Raw genomic sequence first — 21,310 nt, 5'->3', positions numbered from 1 at the left:
GTCATCCTGGTTGCATGCTGCTGTCGCGGAACGGTTCGGCCGGCTGGCGGCAGCCGCGCAGCCAGCCCAGCAGGCCGCTGGTCTCGCTGAAGAACAGCGCCCTGGACAGGCGTCCGGACGGTGCCAGGAAGCGTTCGTCGTGGACGTTGAACCGCATCAGCCGGTAAGGATCCGCGCCGGGGCGGTTGATGCCCTCGATGGAGGTGGTTGCGGTCTCGAAGCCTGCTTCGCGCACCAGCCGCACATCGCGTTCGCCGAAGTCGGCGCTGCCGCCATTGGGATACGCGAAGTGGCGCGGCGGCATGCCCAGTTCGGAGGTGATGCTGGCATGGGCCAGGCCGATCTCCTCGCGCGCGGCGGTTTCGTCGAGCCGGCTGAGGATGGCGTGGCTGCAGGTGTGGCCGCCGATCTCGATGCCGTTGACGTAGAGCTTGCGGACATCGTCCCAGTCGAGCATCTCGCGGTTCTCGTGCGGGATCGGGCGCGGTCGCGCCTGCTCGCACAGATGATCGACCCAGGCCTCCAGTTCGGCCGGCTCGAGTTCCTTCAGGCGCGCCGGGAGCAGGGCGTAGAGGCGATAGCGGTCGTCGGCCTCGGCGAGGTCGAAATGGCCCAGGCCCAGTCCACCGAGATCGACCTGGTCGCGGCTGCGCGACTCGATCGCGTGGGCCAGGCGGTAGGCCCAGATCGGCTCGCCACCGATGTGGCCGGTGGCGACGTAGACCACGGCAGGCACATGGCCGAGGCTGGCGTCGATCAGGCCGAGGTTGTCGTGGTAGCCGTCGTCGAAGGTGAGGGCATAGCGCACCCGCTGCGACGCCGCCGGCGAGAGATCGCGCAGCCCTTCGCCCAGGCCCACCAGTGCCTGCTGGCCGCGCAGCCAGCGGATGATCTGGCGCAGGTGGGCGCGCGACATGCTCAGCGGGTAGGGATCGTGCTCATCGCGCAGTCGATGCAGCATGAGGATCACCAGCCCGGCGCCGCTGACGTGGCGGTACAGCCAGTCCACGCCGCTGTAGTGGCTGCACACGGCGAGCAGGTAACGCAGCCAGGAGCGAATCGGAACCGTCATCGCGGGATGTCCTCGGCGGGCAGATGGCGTGCCTTGACCACGAGCGCCACGTAGGTCCAGAAGTAGGCGACCACCGGGTAGTAGGTGAAGCGGTCGCCGAACAGGTTGCTGATGATCATCGATATCCAGGCGCCTAGCAGGCCCAGCGCGAGTGCGTATTGCCAGGTGCCGGAGCGCGAGCGCGTGAGCCCGCGCCAGGCCGTGTACAGCAACGACAGCAGCACGCCCAGCAGCATCACCGCACCGATCACGCCGCCTTCGCTGAGGGTGCGGATGTAGAGGTTGTGCGTGTCCTTGCCGTACGGATTGATCTCGCGGTGGTGGAAGGTGTGGAAGCCCGTTCCCGTCACCGGGTGGCGCAGGAAGTTGGCCCACGCGACCTTCCAGTATTCGATGCGCATCTCGGTGCTTTCATCGCGCTGGCCTTCCTCGACCGTGGTGCTGTCGAATCGCTCCACCACCGACGATGGCAACAGGCCCGGCAGGATCGCGGCGGCCAGCACCAGCGGCAGGATCAGCTTCCAGCGGCCGCGCCATACCAGGATCACCGCCACCATGCCGACGATCAGGCTGATGTAGGCGGTACGCGAATAGGCATACAGCACGCCCAGGACCATGCAGGCGATGCCGCCGGCCAGCACCAGCTTCCACTTGCGCGGCAGCCGGCAGGCCAGCAGCAGCGCGAACAGCACGACGGCGACGGTCACGCAGAAGGCGGCGAACTCGTTGGCGCCGAGCAGCGAGAAGGTGCCGCTGATGCGCAGGTCGTCGGTGTAGTGATCGTGGAACACGCTCTGGTGCTGCACCCAGACCACCTTGGCGATGTAGGGCAGCGGCACCAGCATCACCAGCACGATCATCCGCAGTCCCTGCCAGTCGCGCACGCTCATCTGCACCAGGTACAGCATGAACACCGCGATGAGGTGGTCCTTGAGCTGGTTGAAGTGGGTCTCGGTGTCGCTGACGTACTGATAGCCGATCGACAGCGAGAACACGGCGTAGGCGGCGTAGGCCATCACCCAGAAGTTGATCGGCTCGCCGTGCGCTAGGCGTCCGCGGATCATGAACGCCGTTGCCAGCGACAGCACGAACATGACGTTGAGGAAGTTCACGCCGCCGCCGATGTTGGGCAGGTAGCCGGTGGTGATGTTCTGCAGCGGCAACAGGACCAGGAACAGGTACAGCGGGTAGTTGCGCGGCGCACGCGTGGTCTCGGCCGCGCGCGCGATGGCGGCCGCGGCGGGTGCGCTGCCACGGCCGGCCGGTCCGCGGACGATGGCGGCCCGCCCACCCGGAAGGTTCTGCCGCAGGGCGCGGGCGGCAAGCGGGAAGCGCGGTTGCGCCGCGTCGCCGCTGCCGCTTCCGCTGGCGTCTGTCGGCGTCGCAGCGCCAGCACCGGCGCGGCGGTTGATCGCGTCAGGACGCACGGCAGTCATGCGTCGTCTCCAGCAGGCGGCAGTACAGGTCCAGATAGCGCGCGGCCATGGCCTGCGCCGAGTGGTGCGCGTCGATGTACTCGCGCGCGGCAAGGTCGCGCCGGCCACGCAGCGTCAACGCTTCGACCAGGGCGGCCTGCAACGCGGCGACATCGCCGGCGGGCACCAGCCTGCCGTGGTCGGAGTGCGCGAGCAGGCGCGGGATGTCGCCCACTGCGCTGGCCAGCACGGGTACTTCGCAGGCCATCGCTTCGAGCACGACCAGCGGCATGCCCTCGTTGAGAGAAGGCAGCACCAGGCAGTCGCTCATGGCGTAGATCGCGGCCATGTCGTCGCGCTTGCCGAGGATATGCAGCTGCCGGCCTTCGAACAGGCCCAGCTGTTGCGCCTGTTCCTGCAGGGCCTCGCGCTCGGGGCCGTCGCCGACCAGCACCAGCACCGCATCCCGGGAGGCCGTGGCCACAGGCGCGAACGCCTGCAGCAGCATCGCCAGGTTCTTCTCGCTGGAAAGGCGCGCGACGGCGGCGAAGACATGCGCGCCTGCCGCGATCCCGAGACGGTCGCGCAGCACCGCCGCGCCGGCGCCGTCGGCGTGCGTGGCCTCGATGCCGTTGTCGATCTGGTGGATCCGCGAACGCGGTACGCCTGCGCGCAGGAGCCGTTCGACCTGCTCTGCGGCGACCACCACCAGCGCATCAAAGCGCCGCAGCAGCGCCAGCTCCAGGCGGGTGTAGAGCCGCAACGACGAGGAGCCTTCGACCCAGCCGTGCAGCGTTGCCACCAGCCGCGCAGGTTGCCGGCGCGTGGCCAGCCAGGCGTAGAAGGCGCTCTTGTAGTCGTGACTGTGCACCACGGCCGCGCCGGTCATGGCGATCTGTGCCGACAGTGCGTTGACCGTTGCCGTGTCGATGCGGCCACGGCACGGCAGCAGCACCGATTCCTGCCCGCGCGCCAGGGCGAGGGCATGCAGGGCCTGCTCGCGCATGCGGTAGTTGTTGATGCTGAGCAGGCGGCTGTGCACGCCATGGCTGGCCAGGCCGTCGTTCAATGCCAGCACCATGCGGTCGGCGCCGTACAGGCCGGCACTGGAGCGCAGCTGCAGCGTGGACAGCGCGGCCGTGTTCATGCCGACCTCTGCGTGCGCTGGTTCAGCAGGCGCCGGTAGAGCTGGTCGAATGAGTTGATCATCGCGTCGAGCGAGAATTCGCGCTCGACGCGGCTGCGCGCCGCCATGCCCATGCGCTGGCCAAGCTGCGGCGAACGCACCAGGGCCTGCATCGCCGCGGCCAGCGAGAGCGGATCCCGCGGCGGTACCAGCAAGCCGCTGGTCTCGTGCCGGACCAGGTGGAGGTTGCCGCCGACGGCCGTGGCGATGACCGGCAGCCCGCAGGCCATCGCCTCGAGGATGGCGTTGGACATGCCTTCGCTCGACGATGCCAGGATCAGCGCGTCCATGGCCGGCAGGATCGCCTCGACGTCCTCGCGGAAGCTCAGCAGCACCACGGCATCGGCAACGCCAAGGGCCTGCATCCGCTCCTGGACCGGCGCCAGCAGCGGGCCATCGCCGACGAGCAGCAAGCGCGCCTGCGGATTGCCACGGTGGAGCAGGGCGAAGGCGTCGATCAGGTCGACATGGCGCTTGACCGCCGTCAACCGTGCCACGCAGCCGAACACCACCGCGTGCTGCTCCAGTCCAAGCGCCCGCCGCGCGTCCTGACGCGCCTGTGCGGTTGCCGGGTGGAAACGGCGGGTGTCGACCCCGTTCGGGATCCAGGTCATCTGCAGCGCGTCGAGCCGCTCGCCCTGGGCCAGGCCCGACAGGATCTGCCGCGCCGGCGCCACCACCGAGTTGAAGCGGACGTTGAGGTGGCGGAACACCTGCTGCAGGCGCTCGCTCTTCTTGAAGCCCATGTCGCGACGATTGGAGATGTACACCGTGCCGGCGCTGCGGGGCATCAGGGCGTTGAGCAGATCGGCCTTCTCGTGCTGCGACTGGACGATGTCGAAATGCTCGGCGCGCAGCAGCGCACGCAGCGCCAGCCATGCACGCAGGCCGGTGCGATCGTAGACCGCATGCACCGGCAGCGATTGCAGGCGCACGCCCGCCAGGCGCGTGGAGACCTGGCCGGGCAGGGGCATGTGGTCGGCATGCAGTTGCACCAGGGTGACGCGGTACTGGTCGCGCGGCAGGCGCGTGGCCAGGTTCTGCAGGAAACGCTCGCTGCCGCCCGGCGCCAACACCGGGGTGTCGGTCAGCAGCAGCAGGCGGATTCGCCGGTCCTGACGACCGGCGATCGCCGCTTCAGCGGGTATAGCGAACGCTGAAGATGGCGGCATTCTCGTCATAGCTGGCTTCTGCAAGGTTGCTGTCGCGCTCCTGGTGGCGCAGGTCGAAGGACACGCTCCAGTTGCCGGTCAGCAACTTGGTCAGTCCCAGATAGATGGCGAAGTCGTCGTCGTCGCGATCGAACGAGTCGAAGCTGCGGTAGCCGCGAGACAGCAGGAGGTTGGTGTACAGGGTCGGCTGGAAGCGGTAGGTCATGCCCACGCCGACGCCGTAGCTGCCTTCGCTCTCCATGGTCGGGTCGACGTAGTCGTTGTTCTCGTAGTACGGGCGGACCTCGAAGTCCCAGCGCTCGCCGGTGAAGCGGTAGCCCAGCTCGAATCGACGCTGCTGGTAGACGTCGGGGATGACGTTGAGTTCGTCGGTCTGTTCGCCGATGGGCGGCCCGCCGATGCCTTCCGAGCGCGCGATCAGGTCCAGCGCGGCATCGGAGAACTGGTAGTAGAAGCCGGCATTGAGCGTGCTTCGCGGCGTCGGGCGCCAGTTGGTGACCAGGCGCAACAGCGGCGAGCTGTCCTTGCTGTTGAAGCTGGTCAGTTCCACCCACGAATAGCCCAGGACGACCTCGAAGTCGATGTTGGCCAGGGTGCGGTTGTAGGTGCCGAAGATGTCGTCGCGCCGGTAGTTGGCGTTGAGGCTGGTGTCGTCGTAGTCGACCTGGCTGGCCTCGGCGGTAAGGCGCAGGCGCGTGGTCGGCCCCGGGCGCTGCACCAGGCTGGCAGACGCCGCGTAGCGGTCGCCATTGAACTCGGTGGTCTGCTCGGCGTAGTAGTTGTTGTAGCGCACGGCCAGCTCGCCGCCGGTGACCGATCCGGGCCGGATGTTGAAGTTGGCGCCAGTGACGAAGACGTTCACCTGCTGCTGGTTGTCCGGCGAGTTCGACACGAGAATGTCGATCGGCTCGTAGCTGGCGTAGTCCTCGGCGATGAACTTCAGCCGGTCCTGCCAGGTGGTCCAGGCGAACTGTCCGGCCAGCGAGGTGCGCAGGTCGTTGTCGTACTGGCCACTGGTGTAGTACAGGTACTCCAGCGCGCCGCGCGCGGTCAGCGTCGTGTTGCGGCCGACTTCGTCGACATTGAAGTCGAGGGTGGTGCCCAGCGTGGTTTCGGAGTCAGGGTCGGTTTCGACCAGGGCGACGTTGTCGCTGTACTCCGCGTATCCCCCCAGGGAATAGTCGACCTTTATCGCCTGCGCGCAGGGCGCCACTGCGAGCAGGGCGACGGACAGCGTCGTCCGGCGCAGCCGGTGTGCCGTCCGTGGAAATCCTTCGCTGGCCATTCGCGCTCCTTCATACGCCTTCATTGAAGACGACACCTGCGAACTTGCTCGGGTCGAAGTTGCCGGCTGCCAGCGAGATCGCGGCCGCGGTGTCGCGGCCATAACCGGCGACCAGGATCACCACGTCGGCGATGTCGGCCAGGATGCGGGCGTCGGGCGTGCCGCGCACGGGCGGGCCGTCCAGGAACACGTAGCAGTTGGGGTGGCGGCTGCGGATCGAGTCCAGCAACAGGCGCATGCGCGAGGACGAGAAGTGCTCGGCGCCCACTTCCCGCGGCGTCCCGGCCGGGATCAGGCGCAGGCCGGTGACGCCGGTGTCGTAGACGACGTCGTTGAACTCGGCATCCGGGTTCTCGAGGTAGTCGACCAGGCCGCCCTGCGGAATCTCGATCTTCATCGTGCGGTGCTGCGAGGGATGGCGCAGGTCGCAGTCGACGAGCATCGCGCTCTTGGTTTCATCGAAGGCCATCGCCGTGGCGAGGTTGCGGGCCACGAAGCTGCCGCCGCTGCCGGCGCTGACCGGCGCGACCAGGGCCACGAAGCTGCCGTCGACCGCGGCGAGCAGGCGCGTGCGCAGCTCGCGGAAGGCATCGACCTCCGGGCGCGCGACCGCGCCGCGGTGGATGATGGCGCGCTCTTCCAGCTGCGTCGGTGTCAGTGCGGTGACGCCGGCCACCGGCGAGATCGAACGCTGGAGATCGCGCTCGTGCTGGACATCGTCGAGTTCAATGATGGGCTGCGGCGCTGCATTCATGGGGATTGCACCATCTTCAGGATCAGGACCAGGCCATAGAGCATCGGCACCAGCAGGAAGATCATTGCGGCGATGATGAAACGGCGGTTTCCCTGCCGGCGCGCCGGAGCGGTCTGGTAGCGCGGCACCGCGCCCAGCACCGGCAGCGCCGCCAGGCTTTCGACCTGGTGCGGCGAGCGCACGCGCGGATCGAGGCGGACGAAACCGAGCAGCAGGATCAGCGGCGCCAGCGTGGCGGCGCCCAGGCCGGCACTGGCGACGTGGGTCAGGCGCAGGCCGACGCCACGCAGCGGGTAACTGGCCGGCTCCTGGATGCGGAAGCTCAGGCCGCGCTGCTCGGCATCGAGTCCCATCGAAACGCGCGCGTTCTCGCGGCGCCTGAGCAGGTCCTGGTAGAGGTCGCGGTTGACTTCGTAGTCACGCGACAGTTCGGCGAGCGTGCTTTCCGAGGCGGCGATGTGGCGGCTGCGTGCCAGTTCCTGGTCGAGCAGCGACTGGCTCGTGGCGATGCGCGAACTGACGGCGGCGCTCTGCCGGCGGTTCTCGGAGAGCTTGCTCTTGAGCTCGCCGTAGAGCGGGTTGAACGAGGCCGGTCCGTCCAGCGTCTTGGGCGCGCCGCTCTTCTGCGCGGCCTGGCGCGCGTCCTCGCGATGCACCTCGTCCTCGAGATCGCGCAGCTGGTGTTCGACCCGGACCACGTCGGGGTGCTGTTCGGTGAAGCTCATCAGCAGCCGGTCCTTCTCGTTCTGCAGTTCCGCCATGCGCGCCATCAGCTGGCCGGAGCGGGTCTGCACGACGCTGATCTCGTTCTCGCCGTTGAGTTGCGCGTTCAGGGCCTCGCCCTGCGAGCTGAGGTCCATCAGCTCCATGCGCGAGCTGTCGACCATGCGGCGCAGTTCGCCGATGCGCGAGTTGACGTCGCCGTCGATGCCCTGGCGCGCGTCGGGATTGGACTTGCGGTACTCCTCGAGCTTGGATTCGGCGTCGGTGAGCTTCTTGTGGTACTGGCGAACCTGCGAATCGATGAACTCGTAGGCCTCGCGGCTCTCGCGTTCCTTGGTCGCCAGGCTCTCCTTGATGATCAGCTCGGCAAAGCGCTTGGTGACGTCGTGGGCGCGGCCGGCATCGGTGTCGGTGTAGGACACGCGGATCAGGTTCTCGCGCGGGTTGGAGATGATCGTACGATTGGTGATCTGCTCGATCAGCTGCTCGCGCACCAGCGGCGACGGGTGGCTCTTGAGCCAGCCGCCGGTATCGAGGACCTCGTCCATCACCTTGCGGCTGAAGGCGACCTCGCGGGTGATGCCGGCACGGCTGGAGACGCCGGTCGGAACCGCGCGGCCTTCCATCAGCGGTTTGATGATGTTGCTTTCCTCGACCAGGATCGTGGTCTGCGAGTTGTACTTCTTCGGCAGCAGCAGGCCTGCCGCGAGGGCGGCCAGTGCGATGCCGGTGAAGATGCTCGCCAGCAGCACCGGATGGCGCCGGCATTCCTCGATCGCCACCGGGCCCAGCGTGGCCACCATCGACGGCCGCGACTCCGGTACGGAAAGTTCCATGGATCCGTTCATAGCGTGCGTTCCGGAACGGTGATGACGTCGCCGGGGGCGACCTTGAAGTTGGTGGTCAGGTCGCCGTCCTCGAGGATGTGGTCGAGGCGGACGGCGTAGCTGCGCGTGCCTTCGCCGCTCTTGCGGTAGAGGTCGGACTTGGCCGGCGCGGCGAACTCGGTGACGCCACCGGCGGCCAGCACGGCATCGAGGACGGTCATGCCCTGGCGATACGGGATCGAGATCGGCTGGCGCACGGCGCCGGTTACGCGAACGCGCGACAGGTACTCGTGGCTGCGCAGGTCGGTCAGGATCACCGCCACCTGCGGGTCGCGGACGAAAACGGCCAGGCGGGTCTGGATGTCCTTGGCGACTTGATCCGGGGTGCGGCCGCCGGCGGCGACATCGCCGATCAACGGTACCGAGATCTTGCCGTCCGGACGCACTGGCACGGTGATGCCCAGCTCCGGGTTGCGCCAGACCGACACCTGGACGATGTCGTCGATGCCGATCTGATAGGAGTCTACCGAGTTCTCGCTGCTGGGTGGTGGCGCGGTAGCGCTTCCACCGGAGGAAGCGCACGCCGACAGCAACAGCACCAAGGCAACGGTCTGGAAGTTTTGGAACAAGCGCATGGCTGTGAGCCCCCCTTGCATTCGTGTCATTCCAACGGCGGGAAGGGCGCGATCCGGCCATCAGCAACCTCGCCCGATCGGGTGGAAGGCGGGTCGCAGTGCAGGGACTGCAGGAACAATCGGGCTGCCGGTAATGCCGGTGTTCTGCGTTCCTTGGATCAGGACGAGGGAAAACCGACGTCTGGGGAGCACCTGCCGGCATCGCGGCGCAGGGTGCTGGTTTCCTGCGCACAGGCCACCGAAGCTGGGCATCCACCATGCGAATCCTTGTCTGCGGCGGCGCCGGCTATATCGGCAGCCATACCTGCGTGGCCCTGGCCGGACGCGGCCACCAGGTCGTCATCGCCGACAGCGGGGTGAACAGCTCCTCGCGTGTGATGCAGCGATTGCAGCGGCTGGTCGGTGCGCCGCTGTCGATGCACCGCGTCGACGTGCGCGACCGGCGCGCGATGGCGGCGCTGTTTGCCACCTACCGCTTCGACGCCGTGCTGCATTTCGCCGCGTTGAAGGCGGTGGGCGACTCGTGCCGGCGCCCGCTGGATTATTTCGACAACAACATCGGCGGCACCATCGCGCTGCTGCAGGTGATGCAGGAAGCGGGCGTGCGCCGGCTGGTGTTCAGTTCCTCCGCCACCGTCTATGGCGATCCCAGCCAGGTGCCGGTGCGCGAGGACGCCGCCCTGCAGGCGACCAACCCCTACGGCCGCACCAAGCTGGTCGCGGAGCAACTGATCGAGGACCTGTGCGGCTCGGACCCGCACTTCCGCGCCGCCAACCTGCGTTACTTCAATCCGGTCGGTGCGCATCCGTCGGGGCTGATTGGCGAAGACCCGTGCGGCGAACCCAACAACCTGATGCCCTACATCTGCCAGGTTGCCGTCGGCCAGCGTGACCGGCTGCAGGTCTTCGGCAACGACTACCCGACCGTCGACGGCACCGGCGTGCGCGACTACATCCACGTCGTCGACCTGGCGCGCGCGCATGCCGATGCGCTCGAGTACATGGTCGGCGCCGATCGCGGCTTCACCGTCAACCTGGGAACCGGTCGCGGTATCAGCGTGTTCGAGCTGGTCCATGCCTTCGAACGCGCCAGCGGACGGCGCATCCCCTACGACGTTGTCGCACGGCGTCCTGGCGACTCGGCCGAAGTCTTCGCCGATCCCTCGCTTGCCCATGCGTTGCTGGGATGGCGCGCCGAACATGACGTCGACGCCATGTGCCGCGATGCCTGGCACTGGCAGGCGCAGAACCCGCAGGGCTACCGTTCGCCGCTGCGGCGTGCGACCACGCCTCGCGTGCAGCGCCCGCGTGCCGTCGTCGCCCGACTGGCCGGGGCCTGATCGGCCAGCGTTGCCCGTCGGACTCCCCTGTTGCAGCGCCTGTCGCGGCGCTTGCCCGCGGCAGCTCAGCGTGACCCGACTGCCGTGCCTGGCGCGACGGGCGGACTTCCCTCCGCCAGCGCTTGCTGCAGACCGTCGCGCAACTGTTCGGATTCGCCGAGCGAATTCCAGACCGGTTCGCGTCCGAAGCGCACGAAGTAGGTCGACAGGAAGCGCCGGTTATCGGCCGGCAGCGTGGCGAACAGGTCCGGTTCGAAATTGCCGCCACTGGCAGGAGCGGGGTACCCCATCGCCCACAACACGGTGGGATAGACATTGAAATGGCTGGCCTTGTCGCGGTTGCCATTGGCGGCGGCGCGCAGCGGTGCCGCGACGCCGGCTTTTCGGGTAATGGCGACCAGCGGCACGCGGCCCTCGCCGGCGGAGGCCGGGCCGATCGTGCAGTGCGTCTGCGCACCGGAGCTGCCGTCTTCGTGGAAGTTCTGCCCGTGGTCGGAGGTGTAGAGCACCAGGGTGTCGTCCAGCGGCGCGTCGGCCAGCATCTCGCGGAAGAACTCGCGGGTATTCCAGGCCACGCAGTTGCGGTAGCTGTTGACCTGGCGCCAGCGCGCCTCGCTGTTGGTACCGTCCGCCTGGGGCTGGCTGGCGATCTTGGGATCGACTTCGTTGCTGAAGTAGGTGCGTTCCATCGTCGGCGAGTACAGCGTCCGGTCGGCGGGGTACTTGCCCTCGTACGGGAAGTGGCAGCCGACCTTGTTGACATAGATGAAGCTCGGCTGCGATCGCTTCAGCATCTCGTTGAGCCTGCGTCCGGCCTGGATGTCCTTCTGGTCCAGCGGCAGCGAGGCGTCGAGTTGCACGAACTCGTCGATCTCGGCGCGCTCGCGTTCGTCCATGAAGTTGTGCAACCGGCCGCCCTGGCGCTGGGCGTCGATGTAGATGGTCCGGTAACCGGCCTGGCTGGCATAGCGCCAGAACGAGGGGTTGACGTCGAGATCGCGCAGATAGCTGTCGCGGGTGACGCCGTAGCGGACGCTGGCGTTGGACGTCGAGGAACAGTTGGCGGCCGAGGCGGCGATGCCGAAGTTGAACAGTGCCGGTCCGAGCGGGCGCAGTCCGGTCTCCACGCCGTCGTCGACGTTGATGTCGATGTAGTCGCCGCGCACGCTCTCGTCCATCACCAGCACGACATGGCGGAATGGCCGTTTGCCCGGGTGGGCCAATGCGACTTCCTCGCGCGCGGGCGTTGCCGGTTCCAGCACTTTCTCGGCGGCGAGTACGAACGCGAACGCCGCCGGGTTGTATTGCCCCGGGAAACCGTTGGAGCCTTCGCCGCCGCGCAGGTACACGATCGCGGCGATGGCCAGGATCGGAGCGAGCTGCATCAGGCCGGGATTGCGCAGGGGCCAGGCCAGCGGCGCCGGCAGCCACGTGGGTGAGGGCAGGACCGGCGGCAGGTTGAGGGCCATCACGCCCAGCAGCGACCACAGCACGGCCAGGACCAGTTCGGTGTCGTGGAAACCGACCAGGTTGTCGGCGAAGCCGACCAGGCCCAGCAACTGCTCGAAATCGGACAGGCCCAGGTGGCGGGAAACGATCAGCGCGTGGCTCAGGCTCATCGTGCTGGCGAGGAAGAAGGCGATGCTCCAGCCCACCCGGGTCACGGTGCGCGCGTGGAACGCCAGGGCCAGCATCGACACCAGGCAGATCAGCCAGATCGCGGCGAAGACCAGCAACCCCGGCTTGAGGCCGATGTGGCCCACCCGTTCGATCAGCATGCGATTGCTGCCGAGCAGGTAGACCACGATCAGCACCAGCTTGAGTGCGATCCATGCCCAGGTCCGGTCAGGACCGGCTGCCACCTGCTTGACCATTGCCGACCCTCGCTTGGCTGTCCGCCGGACGCTGCCTGCGCAGGCGACCGGTCCGGCCCGCGCCCAGGTCAGTGGCCTGTGTGCGTCGGGTCTCGACTGATAAAACGCAGGCCGACGCCGGGTTCGGTCGCGATCCATTGCGGCGCTGCAGCATCGTCGCCGAGCTTGTGCCGCAACTTGCCGACGAGAATGCGCAGGTAGTGGGTGTCGTGCTGGTGGGTCGGCCCCCACAGTTCGCGCAGCAGTTGCGGCTGGGTGACGACACGGCCGGCATGCTGCAGCAGCAGGGCCAGCAGTGCGTATTCCTTGCGCGTCAGCGCCACCGGCTGGCCCTGCAGGTGCACTTCGCGTCGCGACAGATCGATGTGCAGGCGGCCGTCGTCGTACAGCGGCTGGGCGCCGGCGGGCGCGGCGTGCGAACGCAGCAGGGCGCGCACGCGCGCCATCAGTTCCTGCACGCCAAAGGGTTTGGTGACGTAGTCGTTGGCGCCGGCATCGAGCGCGGCGACCTTCTCGTCTTCGCCGGCGCGCACCGTCAGCAGGATGACCGGCACGGTCGACCACTGGCGCAGCTCGCGCAGCACCTCATGGCCATCGCGATCGGGCAGGCCCAGGTCCAGGATCACCAGGTCGGCGCCGTGCGTGGCCAGCGCCTCCAGGCCGCCCTGTCCGGTCTCCGCGCTTTCGACGGCATGGCCTTGCGCGCGCAGGCTGATGTCGAGGAACTTGCGGATCTGCGGCTCGTCATCGATGACGAGGATGCGGGCGGGCGGGGCGCTGGTATCGGGCTTGGATTCGCTCATGGGCGGTCAATGCGGTTCCATCCTTGGAAGCGTAATCCGGATTGTCGTGCCGCGCCCGTCGGAGCCGGGCAAGGCCTCCACGCTGCCGCCGTGCGCGCCGATCATGCCCTGGCAGATCGCCAGCCCCAGGCCCGTGCCCTGGCGGCCGCGGTCGCCGCGCTCGACGCTGTAGAACATGTCGAAGATGCGCTTGCGCTCGTCCTCCGGGATGCCCGGCCCGCGGTCGCGCACGTCGATGCGCAGCTGGCCGTCTTCCACCGACTGCGCGCGGACCGTGATCGCCGCGCCCGGCGGCGAGAACTTCGCTGCGTTCTCGAGCACGTTGAACAGCGCCTGCTCGACCAGCGCCGGGTGCACCCAGATCGGGCGCAGGCCGGGCTCTATCGATACCTCGAAGTGTGCGCCGGGCTCGTAACGCTGCAACCGGCTGACCGCCGAGCCGATCAGTTCGTCCACGCCGATCCAGTCGCGATTGAGCGTCAGGCCGCCGTGGCCGAGGCGGGTCATGTCGAGCAGGTTCTGGATATAGCGGTCCAGGCGCTCGCCTTCGATGCGGATCGTCTCAAGCAGGCTGTGCCGGTCCTGCGCGCTCATCGCATCGGCATAGTGGTCCAGGCTGCTGGCCGAGCCGATGATGGATGCCAGCGGCGAACGCAGGTCGTGCGAGACCGACGACAGCAGCGCCGAGCGCAGGCGTTCGGTCTCGTTGCTGATGCGCGAGTTCTCCAGGTCGGCGACCAGCCGGGTGCGCACCACGGCCTGGGCGATGTCCTCGGCCATGGCCTCGGCGAGGCGGCGTTGTTCGATGCCGAGGCGATGCAGCTGCGCGGGAAAGCGCAGGCCGACGACGCCGGTCTCGCGTTCGCCCAGCTCCAGCGGCAGGAACCACCAGTCCGAGCCGGCGAGGGTGTCGGTGTAGCGGCCCGAGGCCTGGCGCTGCTTCACCGCCCAGTCGGCGGCGGCACGGTCCTTTTCTCCCAGCAGTTCCGCATGCAGGCGCTGATCGCCGGCCTCCAGCACCACCTCGGCGTCGAGCGCGCGCCGCAGGGCGTCGCGGCCGGCGCGCAACACCTGGCCGAGGTCGGCCGCAGTCGCGAGCTGCCGGCCCAGTGTCTGCAGTTCGGTGGTCTGTGCATTGGTCGCGCGCAGCGCCACGACCTGCATCCGCAGTTTCGATGCAAGCCGGCCGGCGACCAGCGCCGCGATCAGGAACAGCACGACGGTGATCACGCCCTGGCTTGCGCTGATGCGCAGCGTGTAGCGCGGATCGATGAAGAAGAAGTTGTACGCCAGGAAACACAGCACCGCGGCGATGACGGCCGCGGCCATGCGCGTGCGCGAGGCCACCAGCACGACGGCGACGATGAAGATGAGCGAGAGGTCGTCCAGCCCGATCCAGCGTTCGGCCACCCAGGCCAGTGCGGTGGCGAGCGCGGCGGAGGTCACGGCCAGGGCGGTATCGCTGCGCGTCAGGTAACCGCCGGGCCGGCGCCAGGAGCGGCGTGCCCGCGCCCGTGCTTCGGGTGTGCTGACGATGGTCAGCTCGTAATGCGCGCCGCGCTGGATAAGCTGTTGCGTCAGGGTACGGTTGAACATCCGTGCGACCGGGCGTTCGCGGGTGCGGCCGAGCACGATCGTGCTGGCGCCCGAGCGCGCGGCCTGGTCGAGCAGGGCGTCGACGATGCTGTTGCCGTGCAGCACCAGGGCGTCGCCGCCGAGGCGGCGGGCGAGGGCGAAGGCGCGGTCGAGTTCGAGCTGCTGCGCTTGGTTCGCGGCATCGGCGCCCTGCACGGTCACCACGGTCCACGGTGCGTCGCGCCGCTCGGCGATGCGGCGGGCCACGCGAACGAGGTATTCGGACTGGCCGCGGCCGTCGATGGCGACCATCACGCCACGGCGCAGGGTGACGCCGGCCAGGCCGCGCGCGGTCTGGGCTTCGCGCAGGTCGCTGTCGACGCGGTCGGCGGCGGTCTGCATCGCCAGTTCGCGCAGGGCGGTGAGGTTGCTCGGTGAGAAGAATGCCTGCAGGGCGTGCGCGGCCTGTTCGGGGACGTAGACCTTGCCTTGTTGCAGGCGTTCAATGAGTTCGCGCGGTGGCAGGTCGACCAGGACGATGTCGCGCAGGCGGTCGAACACGGCGTCGGGCACGGTTTCGCTGACGCGTACGCCGGTGATGCGGTGGACGACGTCGTTGAGGCTTTCCAGGTGCTGGATATTGATCGTGGTGAAGACGTCTATGCCGGCGTCGAGCAGTTCGATCACGTCCTGCCAGCGCCGTTCGTGGCGGCTGCCGGGGACGTTGCGGTGGGCGAGTTCGTCGACCAGGGCGAGTCTGGGTTTGCGGGCGAGGAGGGCGTCGAGGTCGAGTTCCTCAAGGGTCCGGGCGGGGCCTTGGGCAGTGGGGTAGTCGATGCGTTTGCGTGGCAGTACTTCGAGGCCTTCGACCAGTGCGGCGGTTTCGGCGCGGCCGTGGGTTTCGACCAGGCCGACGACGACGTCGAGGCCGCGGCGCTGCAGTTCGCGGCCGCGGCTGAGCATGGTGTAGGTCTTGCCGACGCCGGGTGCGGCGCCGAGGAAGATGGTCAGGCGACCGGCGCCCTGGCGTTGCAGTTCGCCGATGAGTGCGTCTGCCTGGGCGCTTCTGGTGTCGGTCATGGGGGGCATTGTGCCTTTGTCGCCCGTGGGTGGTGTGTGGTTTCGCTGGTTTCGCTGGGCACCTTGCTGCCGCTGGTTTCGGGGTGGCGCTGTCCGCAGGGCCGGGGATTGCTCCGTCCCGCAGACGACATCCTGTCTTTATGCGGGACGCGGGACATCCATGTCCCGCTGCTGCGCAATCCCCGGCCCTGCGGACAACGCTTCATCGTTTCATCGGGGTGAGGGCAGCTTCTAGCGCAGGGCGTCCAGCGCAAGGTTCAGTTGCAGCACATTGATCCGCGGCTGACCCAGCATTCCGAACTGCGGCTCCTCGGTGTTCGCTGCGACCATCGCGGCCACGTCCGCCTCGCTCATGCCTCGCGCTCTGGCCACTCGTGCGATCTGCACCTGTGCGCCGATCGGCGACAGGTGTGGGTCGAGTCCGCCGCCGGACTGGGTGACCAGCTCGCCCGGTACCTGCGCCGGCGCTATGCCTTCGCGCTTGGCGACCTGTTGGGTCAGTTCGTCGATGCGCTTGCGCAGGTCCGGGTTGCTGCGGGCCATGTTGCTGCCGGCGGCGGCCATCGGGTCGTAGTTGGCCGCAGACGGGCGGGGCTGGAAGTAGCGTGCGTCGGCGAAGGGTTGGGCCACCAGGTTCGAGCCTCGCGCCTTGCCATCGATGGTGACGATGCTGCCGGTGGCCTGGTGTGGGAACAGCAGGCCGCCCAGTGCGGTGCCGGCCAGCGAGTACAGCAGGCCGAAGCCGAGCAGGATCACGACGGTGAAGACGAGCGCCGCGCGCAGCGAGCCGCGGTCTTCCAGCACGGTGGCCTGCGTGGTTGGGGAAACGTTGATTGCGGTTGTCACGGTTGCCATGTCAGAACCCCACTGCCACGAGGGCGAGATCGATGAGCTTGATGCCGGCGAACGGCAGCAGCACGCCGCCCAGGCCGTACACCAGCATGTTCCGGCGCAGCAGCGAGACCGCGCTGGCCGGCTTGAAACGCACGCCGGCCAGGGCCAGCGGAATCAGCGCCGGGATGATGATCGCGTTGATGATCAGCGCCGCCAGCACTGCGTGGGTCGGGCTCGACAGGTGCATCACGTTGAGCGCGGCCATCTGCGGGATCGCGGCGGCGAACAGCGCCGGCAGGATCGCGAAGTACTTCGACACATCGTTGGCAAGCGAGAACGTGGTCAACGCGCCGCGGGTGATCAACTGCTGCTTGCCGACCTCCACCACGGCCAGCAGCTTGGCCGGATCCGAGTCCAGGTCGACCATGTTGCCGGCCTCCTTGGCCGCCTGCGTGCCCGAGTTCATCGCCAGGCCGACGTCGGCCTGGGCCAGCGCCGGTGCGTCGTTGGTGCCGTCGCCAACCATCGCCACCAGGCGTCCGCCGGCCTGTTCGGCGCGGATGCGGGCGAGCTTGTCTTCCGGCCGTGCTTCGGCGATGTAGTCGTCGACGCCGGCTTCGGCCGCGATCGCCGCGGCAGTGAGCGGGTTGTCGCCGGTGATCATCACCGTGCGCACGCCCATCGCACGCAGCTTCGCGAAGCGTTCCTTGACGCCGTGCTTGACCACGTCCGACAACTCGATCACGCCGAGGATGTGGCGGCCCTCGGCCACCACCAGCGGCGTGGCGCCGCCGCGGGCCACCTGCTCGATGCGCGCCGCCAGCTCCGGCACGACCTGGCCGCCGAGCGCCTGCACGTGCTTGCCGATGGAATCGCCGGCGCCCTTGCGGATCACGCGGTCGTTGCCGCCTTCGACCGCCAGGTCGACGCCGGACATGCGCGTGTGTGCAGTGAACTGCACGTAGTTCGCTCGCTCGGGTTCGGCCACGGTGCTCTTGAGTTCGCGTGCCAGGCGCACGATCGACTTGCCTTCAGGCGTGGGGTCGGCCAGCGACGACAGCAGTGCGGCATCGCGCAACTGGCCCAGGTCGACGCCGGCGAGCGGATGGAACACGGTGGCCTGGCGATCGCCGTGGGTGATCGTGCCGGTCTTGTCGAGCAGCAGCACGTCGACATCGCCGGCCACTTCCACGGCCTTGCCCGACTTCGCCAGCACGTTGGCCGACAACGCGCGGTTCATGCCGGCGATGCCGATCGCCGGCAACAGGCCGCCGATGGTGGTCGGGATCAGGCACACCAGCAGTGCGATCAGCAGCAGCGGGTCGAGCTTCGCACCGACGAAGCCGGCCAGCGCGGGCAGGGTGGCGACGACGATCAGGAACGTCAGCGTCATCGCTGCCAGCAGCATCGTCAGCGCGATCTCGTTGGGCGTCTTCTGGCGGTTGGCGCCTTCGACCAGCGCGATCATGCGGTCGAGGAAGCTCTGGCCCGGTTCGGCGCTGACCTCGACGATGATCTCGTCCGACAGCACCTTGGTGCCGCCGATGACGCCGGAACGGTCGGTGCCGGCCTCGCGCAGCACCGGCGCCGATTCGCCGGTGACGGCCGCCTCGTTGATGGTCGCCACGCCGACCACGATCTCGCCGTCGGCCGGAACGAACTCGCCGGCGGAGACGATCACGCGGTCGCCCGGCCGCAGCGATGCGGCGGAGACGCGGTTCTCGGCGCCGTGCTTGCCGGTGCCCGTGGCAGGGTCCAGGCGACGCGCCACCAGGTCGCGGCGTGCGGCCCGCAGCGCGGCCGCCTGGCCGCGGCCGCGCGCTTCGGCCACCGCTTCGGCGAAGTTGGCGAACAGCACGGTGACAAACAGGATCAACGTCACCGCGATGCCGAAGGCGAGGTTGCCGGGCACCGCCACGGTGATCAGGGCCGACAGGATCGTGCCAAGCAGCACGATCGCCATTACCGGGCTCTTGAGGGCCTGCCGCGGCGACAGCTTGCGGAAGGAATCGATCAGCGAGGTGCGCAGGGCGGCGCCGTCGAAGCCTGCTGCTTTGCGACGGGCCGTGCCGAGATGGGATTGCATGGTGTCATTCACGTTCATAACCTCACGGGCCCGCCGGGGCAGCGCTGTAAAGGGTCAGGTGCTCGGCGATGGGACCCATCACCAGGGCGGGCATGAATTGCAGGACGGTCAGGATCACGATGACCGCGACCAGGGTCAGGGCGAAGGTCGGCGTCTCCACGTGCAGCGTGCCGCTGCTTTCCGGTGCGACGCGCTTCCTCGCGAGCAGGCCGGCGACGGCGAGCGGGATGATCAGCGCCGGGTAGCGGCCCAGGGCCAGCACGACCGCGCAGCTCAGGTTCCACCAGTACGTGGCGTCGCCGAGTCCTTCGAAACCCGAGCCGTTGTTGGCGAACGCCGAGGTGTACTCGAAGAACACCTGGCTGATGCCGTGGAAACCCGGATTGGAATTGCCTGTGATCGACGGGAACACCAGGGTCACCGCGGTGAAGCCGAGCACCACCAGCGGCTGCAGCAGGATCAGCAGCGCCAGCAGTCGCACTTCCGGCGCCTCGATCTTGCGACCGAACAATTCCGGCGTGCGCCCGGTCATCAGGCCGGCGAGGAACACGCTCAGCAGCAGGTACACCAGGAACTGCTGCAGGCCGCAGCCGATGCCGCCCCAGATCGCGTTGATCAGCATGTCGACCAGGGTCACGCCGCCGGTCAGCGGCGCCAGCGAGTCGTGCATCGCGTTGACCGAACCGTTGCTGGTCTGCGTGGTCACTGCCGCCCACAGCGCCGAAGTGTCCGCGCCGAAGCGCATTTCCTTGCCTTCCATCAGGGCGATGTCGGAAGCGGTGGAGGAATGTGCCTCCGACCACATCGCAAGCCCGGCGGATGCAGACGACATCAGCAGCATGCTGCCGAATACCATCGCGGTGAAGCGGCGACGTCCGACCAGCGCGCCAACCATGAAGGTCACCGCGACCGGGATCAGGATGATCGCCAGCATCTCGAGCAGGTTCGACAACGGCGTCGGGTTCTCCAGCGGCACCGTGCTGTTGGGGCCATACCAGCCGCCGCCATTGGTGCCCAGCTGCTTGATCGCCACCATCGGCGCGACCGGCCCGACCGGGATCTTCTGCTCTTTCATCTCCACGGTCGCATCGACCGGCGTGATGCCCGGGCCAGCCTGCAGCGTGGAAGGCACGCCCTGCCAGGTCAGCAGCATCGCCCACACCAGGCACAGCGGCAGCATGAAGCGCAGTGTCGCGCGGGTGACGTCGACCCAGTAGTTGCCAAGGTCGCGGTCGGAGCCTTCCGGCGCGGCATGGCCTCCGACAGTCTTGCCCGCCACGCGCGCCATTTCCTGGCGACCACCGAACAGGCCGCGCAGCGTCGCCACCACGATCGCCAGGCCCATCATCGGCGTGGCCACCTGCAGGCCGACAATGCCGACCATCTGCGACAGGTAACTCAGCTGCGCCTGGCCGGAGTAGTGCTGCTGGTTGGTGTTGGTCAGGAACGACACCATCGTGTGCAGCGCGGTGTCCCAGCGCATGTTGGGGATGTCGTCGGGGTTGAGCGGCAGCCAGGCCTGGGTCATGAACTGCACCCAGACCACCAGGCCGACGACCAGGTTGCTGATCGCAAAGGCCTTGGCGTAGCCATGCCAGCTCATGCCGCGCTCGGGGTTGGTGCCCAGCGCCTTGTAGATCACGCGTTCGACGGGACCGGCCACGCGGTCGACCCAGGAGCGGTCGCCGCGCATGACGCGGGCGAGGTAGTGTCCGAGCGGCCAGCCGAGGCCGATCGCCAGCACCAGTACAAGAAGTGTCTCGTTCATCGTTGTGCTCTCGGGCGATACCTTAGAAATCTTCGGGTCGAAGAACCACGTACAGCAGGTAGGCCGAGGCGACGATCACCGCGACACCGCATACAAGGGCAAGCCAGCCGGGCATGTCGTATCTCCTTAGAAGGACGCCTGCAGGGCCGCTTCGATGCGGTTGCCTGCGAGGTCTTTGCCGAAAATGTCTTCGGCGTTGGAATCGGTCGCGTGCGCGGTGACGCGCAGCTCCAGCGGGGCTTTCACCGCCCACACCGCGCTGAGCTGACCGTGCAGGTAGCTGTCGGCCGCGGTGCTGTAGCCGTCGAGGTAGTAGTAGCCGAGCGCGCCCTCGAGGCGGAATGTGTCGTTGAACGGGAACCTGGCGCCGAGCTGCGTGTAAAGGCCGTCCTCTTCGCCGCCGAGTGCTTCAGTCGAGTAACCCAGCGACAGCCAGTAGTTGCCGTCGTAGGTCACGGTGCCATTGAGTTCGGTCCAGTTGAGGTCGACGGTGGTCGCCGGGTACTGGTAGCGCAGCAGGTTGACGTCGACGGCCCACTTGTCTGACAGGGCGCCGCCCCAGCCGACGGTGAAGTCGAGCTCGCCGCTGGCGTGGGTGTCGGGGGCGAACTCGACGTTGGAGCCCCACACCGAACCGTAGAAGCCCGAATCGCTGGCCAGCTTGAACCCGGCCTGGACGGCCGGGTCGCCCTGGGTCTGGGTGGTGCCGCGCCAGACGTAGTCGCTGGTCAGTGCGGCGTTGCCGGACAGCGTCGCGGCGTGGGCCTGGCTGCCAAGGGCAAGCAGGCCGATACCCGCGCAGGCGGCGAACAGCAACGGCACCGAAGCTTCGCGCGCGCGGATGAAATGGGAGGACATTGCAGATACCCAATGAACGAACG

17 protein-coding genes are annotated in these 21,310 nt (G+C 68.1%); 1 reads left to right on the top strand and 16 read right to left on the bottom strand.

The window, feature by feature from the left end; translation table 11 throughout:
• Nucleotide 1: 1 nt before the first annotated feature.
• From AC1DER_RS04175 to AC1DER_RS04140, 8 genes are read right to left on the bottom strand one after another with little or no spacing between them, the layout of a single operon-like run.
• Entirely contained in the window at nucleotides 2-1,072 is a 1,071-nt protein-coding gene (locus AC1DER_RS04175; RefSeq protein ID WP_441814823.1) for a polysaccharide deacetylase family protein, read from the bottom strand.
• Nucleotides 1,069-2,508 carry an O-antigen ligase family protein gene (locus tag AC1DER_RS04170; protein ID WP_477357685.1) on the bottom strand — a complete coding sequence of 480 codons (1,440 nt, stop codon included), beginning with the start codon at nucleotides 2,506-2,508 and terminating at the stop codon, nucleotides 1,069-1,071. Before AC1DER_RS04170 ends, AC1DER_RS04175 begins: the two co-directional genes overlap by 4 nt.
• Nucleotides 2,489-3,634, bottom strand: coding sequence for a glycosyltransferase (locus AC1DER_RS04165; protein WP_477247930.1), 1,146 nt, complete (start codon nucleotides 3,632-3,634; stop codon nucleotides 2,489-2,491). The genes AC1DER_RS04170 and AC1DER_RS04165 overlap by 20 nt, the downstream gene beginning before the upstream one ends.
• Complete coding sequence (locus AC1DER_RS04160; protein ID WP_477247928.1) at nucleotides 3,631-4,845, bottom strand: glycosyltransferase; 1,215 nt, start codon at nucleotides 4,843-4,845, stop codon at nucleotides 3,631-3,633. Before AC1DER_RS04160 ends, AC1DER_RS04165 begins: the two co-directional genes overlap by 4 nt.
• Nucleotides 4,811-6,130, bottom strand: coding sequence for an outer membrane beta-barrel protein (locus AC1DER_RS04155; RefSeq protein ID WP_477247926.1), 1,320 nt, complete (start codon nucleotides 6,128-6,130; stop codon nucleotides 4,811-4,813). Before AC1DER_RS04155 ends, AC1DER_RS04160 begins: the two co-directional genes overlap by 35 nt.
• Nucleotides 6,131-6,140: 10 nt before the next feature.
• Entirely contained in the window at nucleotides 6,141-6,884 is a 744-nt protein-coding gene (locus AC1DER_RS04150; RefSeq protein WP_441814818.1) for a P-loop NTPase family protein, read from the bottom strand.
• A complete protein-coding gene (locus AC1DER_RS04145) occupies nucleotides 6,881-8,443 on the bottom strand; it encodes an XrtA system polysaccharide chain length determinant (RefSeq protein WP_441814817.1) in 1,563 nt (520 codons plus the stop codon). The genes AC1DER_RS04150 and AC1DER_RS04145 overlap by 4 nt, the downstream gene beginning before the upstream one ends.
• Nucleotides 8,444-8,451: 8 nt before the next feature.
• On the bottom strand, nucleotides 8,452-9,069 hold the full coding sequence (locus AC1DER_RS04140; protein ID WP_441814816.1) for an XrtA/PEP-CTERM system exopolysaccharide export protein: 618 nt from the start codon (nucleotides 9,067-9,069) through the stop codon (nucleotides 8,452-8,454).
• Nucleotides 9,070-9,326: 257 nt separating this feature from the next.
• Between AC1DER_RS04140 and galE the strand changes: the two genes are divergently transcribed.
• Complete coding sequence (galE, locus tag AC1DER_RS04135) at nucleotides 9,327-10,409, top strand: UDP-glucose 4-epimerase GalE (RefSeq protein WP_477247923.1); 1,083 nt, start codon at nucleotides 9,327-9,329, stop codon at nucleotides 10,407-10,409.
• A gap of 65 nt (nucleotides 10,410-10,474) precedes the next feature.
• Here the strand turns inward: galE and AC1DER_RS04130 are convergent, their stop codons facing one another.
• From AC1DER_RS04130 to AC1DER_RS04095, 8 genes are all read right to left on the bottom strand, one after another.
• Entirely contained in the window at nucleotides 10,475-12,283 is a 1,809-nt protein-coding gene (locus AC1DER_RS04130) for a sulfatase-like hydrolase/transferase (RefSeq protein ID WP_477247921.1), read from the bottom strand.
• 68 nt (nucleotides 12,284-12,351) lie between these two features.
• The gene (locus AC1DER_RS04125; RefSeq protein ID WP_441814813.1) at nucleotides 12,352-13,086 is read right to left on the bottom strand and encodes a response regulator; all 735 of its coding nucleotides are present in this window, start codon (nucleotides 13,084-13,086) and stop codon (nucleotides 12,352-12,354) included.
• 6 nt (nucleotides 13,087-13,092) lie between these two features.
• Nucleotides 13,093-15,741: an ATP-binding protein gene (locus AC1DER_RS04120; protein WP_477247919.1), complete on the bottom strand. Its 2,649-nt coding sequence runs from the start codon at nucleotides 15,739-15,741 to the stop codon at nucleotides 13,093-13,095.
• 231 nt (nucleotides 15,742-15,972) lie between these two features.
• Entirely contained in the window at nucleotides 15,973-16,596 is a 624-nt protein-coding gene (gene kdpC, locus AC1DER_RS04115; RefSeq protein WP_477247917.1) for a potassium-transporting ATPase subunit KdpC, read from the bottom strand.
• 1 nt (nucleotide 16,597) lies between these two features.
• A complete protein-coding gene (gene kdpB, locus AC1DER_RS04110; protein ID WP_477247915.1) occupies nucleotides 16,598-18,661 on the bottom strand; it encodes a potassium-transporting ATPase subunit KdpB in 2,064 nt (687 codons plus the stop codon).
• Between the two features lie 22 nt (nucleotides 18,662-18,683).
• Nucleotides 18,684-20,429, bottom strand: coding sequence for a potassium-transporting ATPase subunit KdpA (gene kdpA, locus AC1DER_RS04105; RefSeq protein ID WP_477247913.1), 1,746 nt, complete (start codon nucleotides 20,427-20,429; stop codon nucleotides 18,684-18,686).
• 22 nt (nucleotides 20,430-20,451) lie between these two features.
• On the bottom strand, nucleotides 20,452-20,544 hold the full coding sequence (locus AC1DER_RS04100) for a potassium-transporting ATPase subunit F (protein WP_158732366.1): 93 nt from the start codon (nucleotides 20,542-20,544) through the stop codon (nucleotides 20,452-20,454).
• Between the two features lie 11 nt (nucleotides 20,545-20,555).
• Nucleotides 20,556-21,287, bottom strand: coding sequence for a TorF family putative porin (locus AC1DER_RS04095; RefSeq protein WP_477247911.1), 732 nt, complete (start codon nucleotides 21,285-21,287; stop codon nucleotides 20,556-20,558).
• Nucleotides 21,288-21,310: the final 23 nt, after the last annotated feature.

It is taken from the genome of Lysobacter sp. 05T417 (genome assembly GCF_056396405.1).
Note: the sequence above shows the minus strand (reverse complement) of the source record. Positions and strands in the feature narration are given on the sequence as shown.

Bases quoted from the DNA above. Each gene is read 5' to 3' on its own strand.
- AC1DER_RS04150 (WP_441814818.1), bottom strand. From the start codon at position 6,884: ATGAATGCAGCGCCGCAGCCCATCATTGAACTCGACGATGTCCAGCAC.
- AC1DER_RS04145 (WP_441814817.1), bottom strand. From the start codon at position 8,443: ATGGAACTTTCCGTACCGGAGTCGCGGCCGTCGATGGTGGCCACGCTG.
- AC1DER_RS04095 (WP_477247911.1), bottom strand. From the start codon at position 21,287: ATGTCCTCCCATTTCATCCGCGCGCGCGAAGCTTCGGTGCCGTTGCTG.
- AC1DER_RS04165 (WP_477247930.1), bottom strand. From the start codon at position 3,634: ATGAACACGGCCGCGCTGTCCACGCTGCAGCTGCGCTCCAGTGCCGGC.
- AC1DER_RS04125 (WP_441814813.1), bottom strand. From the start codon at position 13,086: ATGAGCGAATCCAAGCCCGATACCAGCGCCCCGCCCGCCCGCATCCTC.
- AC1DER_RS04140 (WP_441814816.1), bottom strand. From the start codon at position 9,069: ATGCGCTTGTTCCAAAACTTCCAGACCGTTGCCTTGGTGCTGTTGCTG.
- AC1DER_RS04100 (WP_158732366.1), bottom strand. From the start codon at position 20,544: ATGCCCGGCTGGCTTGCCCTTGTATGCGGTGTCGCGGTGATCGTCGCC.
- galE (WP_477247923.1), top strand. From the start codon at position 9,327: ATGCGAATCCTTGTCTGCGGCGGCGCCGGCTATATCGGCAGCCATACC.
- AC1DER_RS04155 (WP_477247926.1), bottom strand. From the start codon at position 6,130: ATGGCCAGCGAAGGATTTCCACGGACGGCACACCGGCTGCGCCGGACG.
- kdpC (WP_477247917.1), bottom strand. From the start codon at position 16,596: ATGGCAACCGTGACAACCGCAATCAACGTTTCCCCAACCACGCAGGCC.
- kdpB (WP_477247915.1), bottom strand. From the start codon at position 18,661: ATGCAATCCCATCTCGGCACGGCCCGTCGCAAAGCAGCAGGCTTCGAC.
- AC1DER_RS04130 (WP_477247921.1), bottom strand. From the start codon at position 12,283: ATGGTCAAGCAGGTGGCAGCCGGTCCTGACCGGACCTGGGCATGGATC.
- AC1DER_RS04175 (WP_441814823.1), bottom strand. From the start codon at position 1,072: ATGACGGTTCCGATTCGCTCCTGGCTGCGTTACCTGCTCGCCGTGTGC.
- AC1DER_RS04120 (WP_477247919.1), bottom strand. From the start codon at position 15,741: ATGACCGACACCAGAAGCGCCCAGGCAGACGCACTCATCGGCGAACTG.
- AC1DER_RS04160 (WP_477247928.1), bottom strand. From the start codon at position 4,845: ATGCCGCCATCTTCAGCGTTCGCTATACCCGCTGAAGCGGCGATCGCC.
- AC1DER_RS04170 (WP_477357685.1), bottom strand. From the start codon at position 2,508: ATGACTGCCGTGCGTCCTGACGCGATCAACCGCCGCGCCGGTGCTGGC.
- kdpA (WP_477247913.1), bottom strand. From the start codon at position 20,429: ATGAACGAGACACTTCTTGTACTGGTGCTGGCGATCGGCCTCGGCTGG.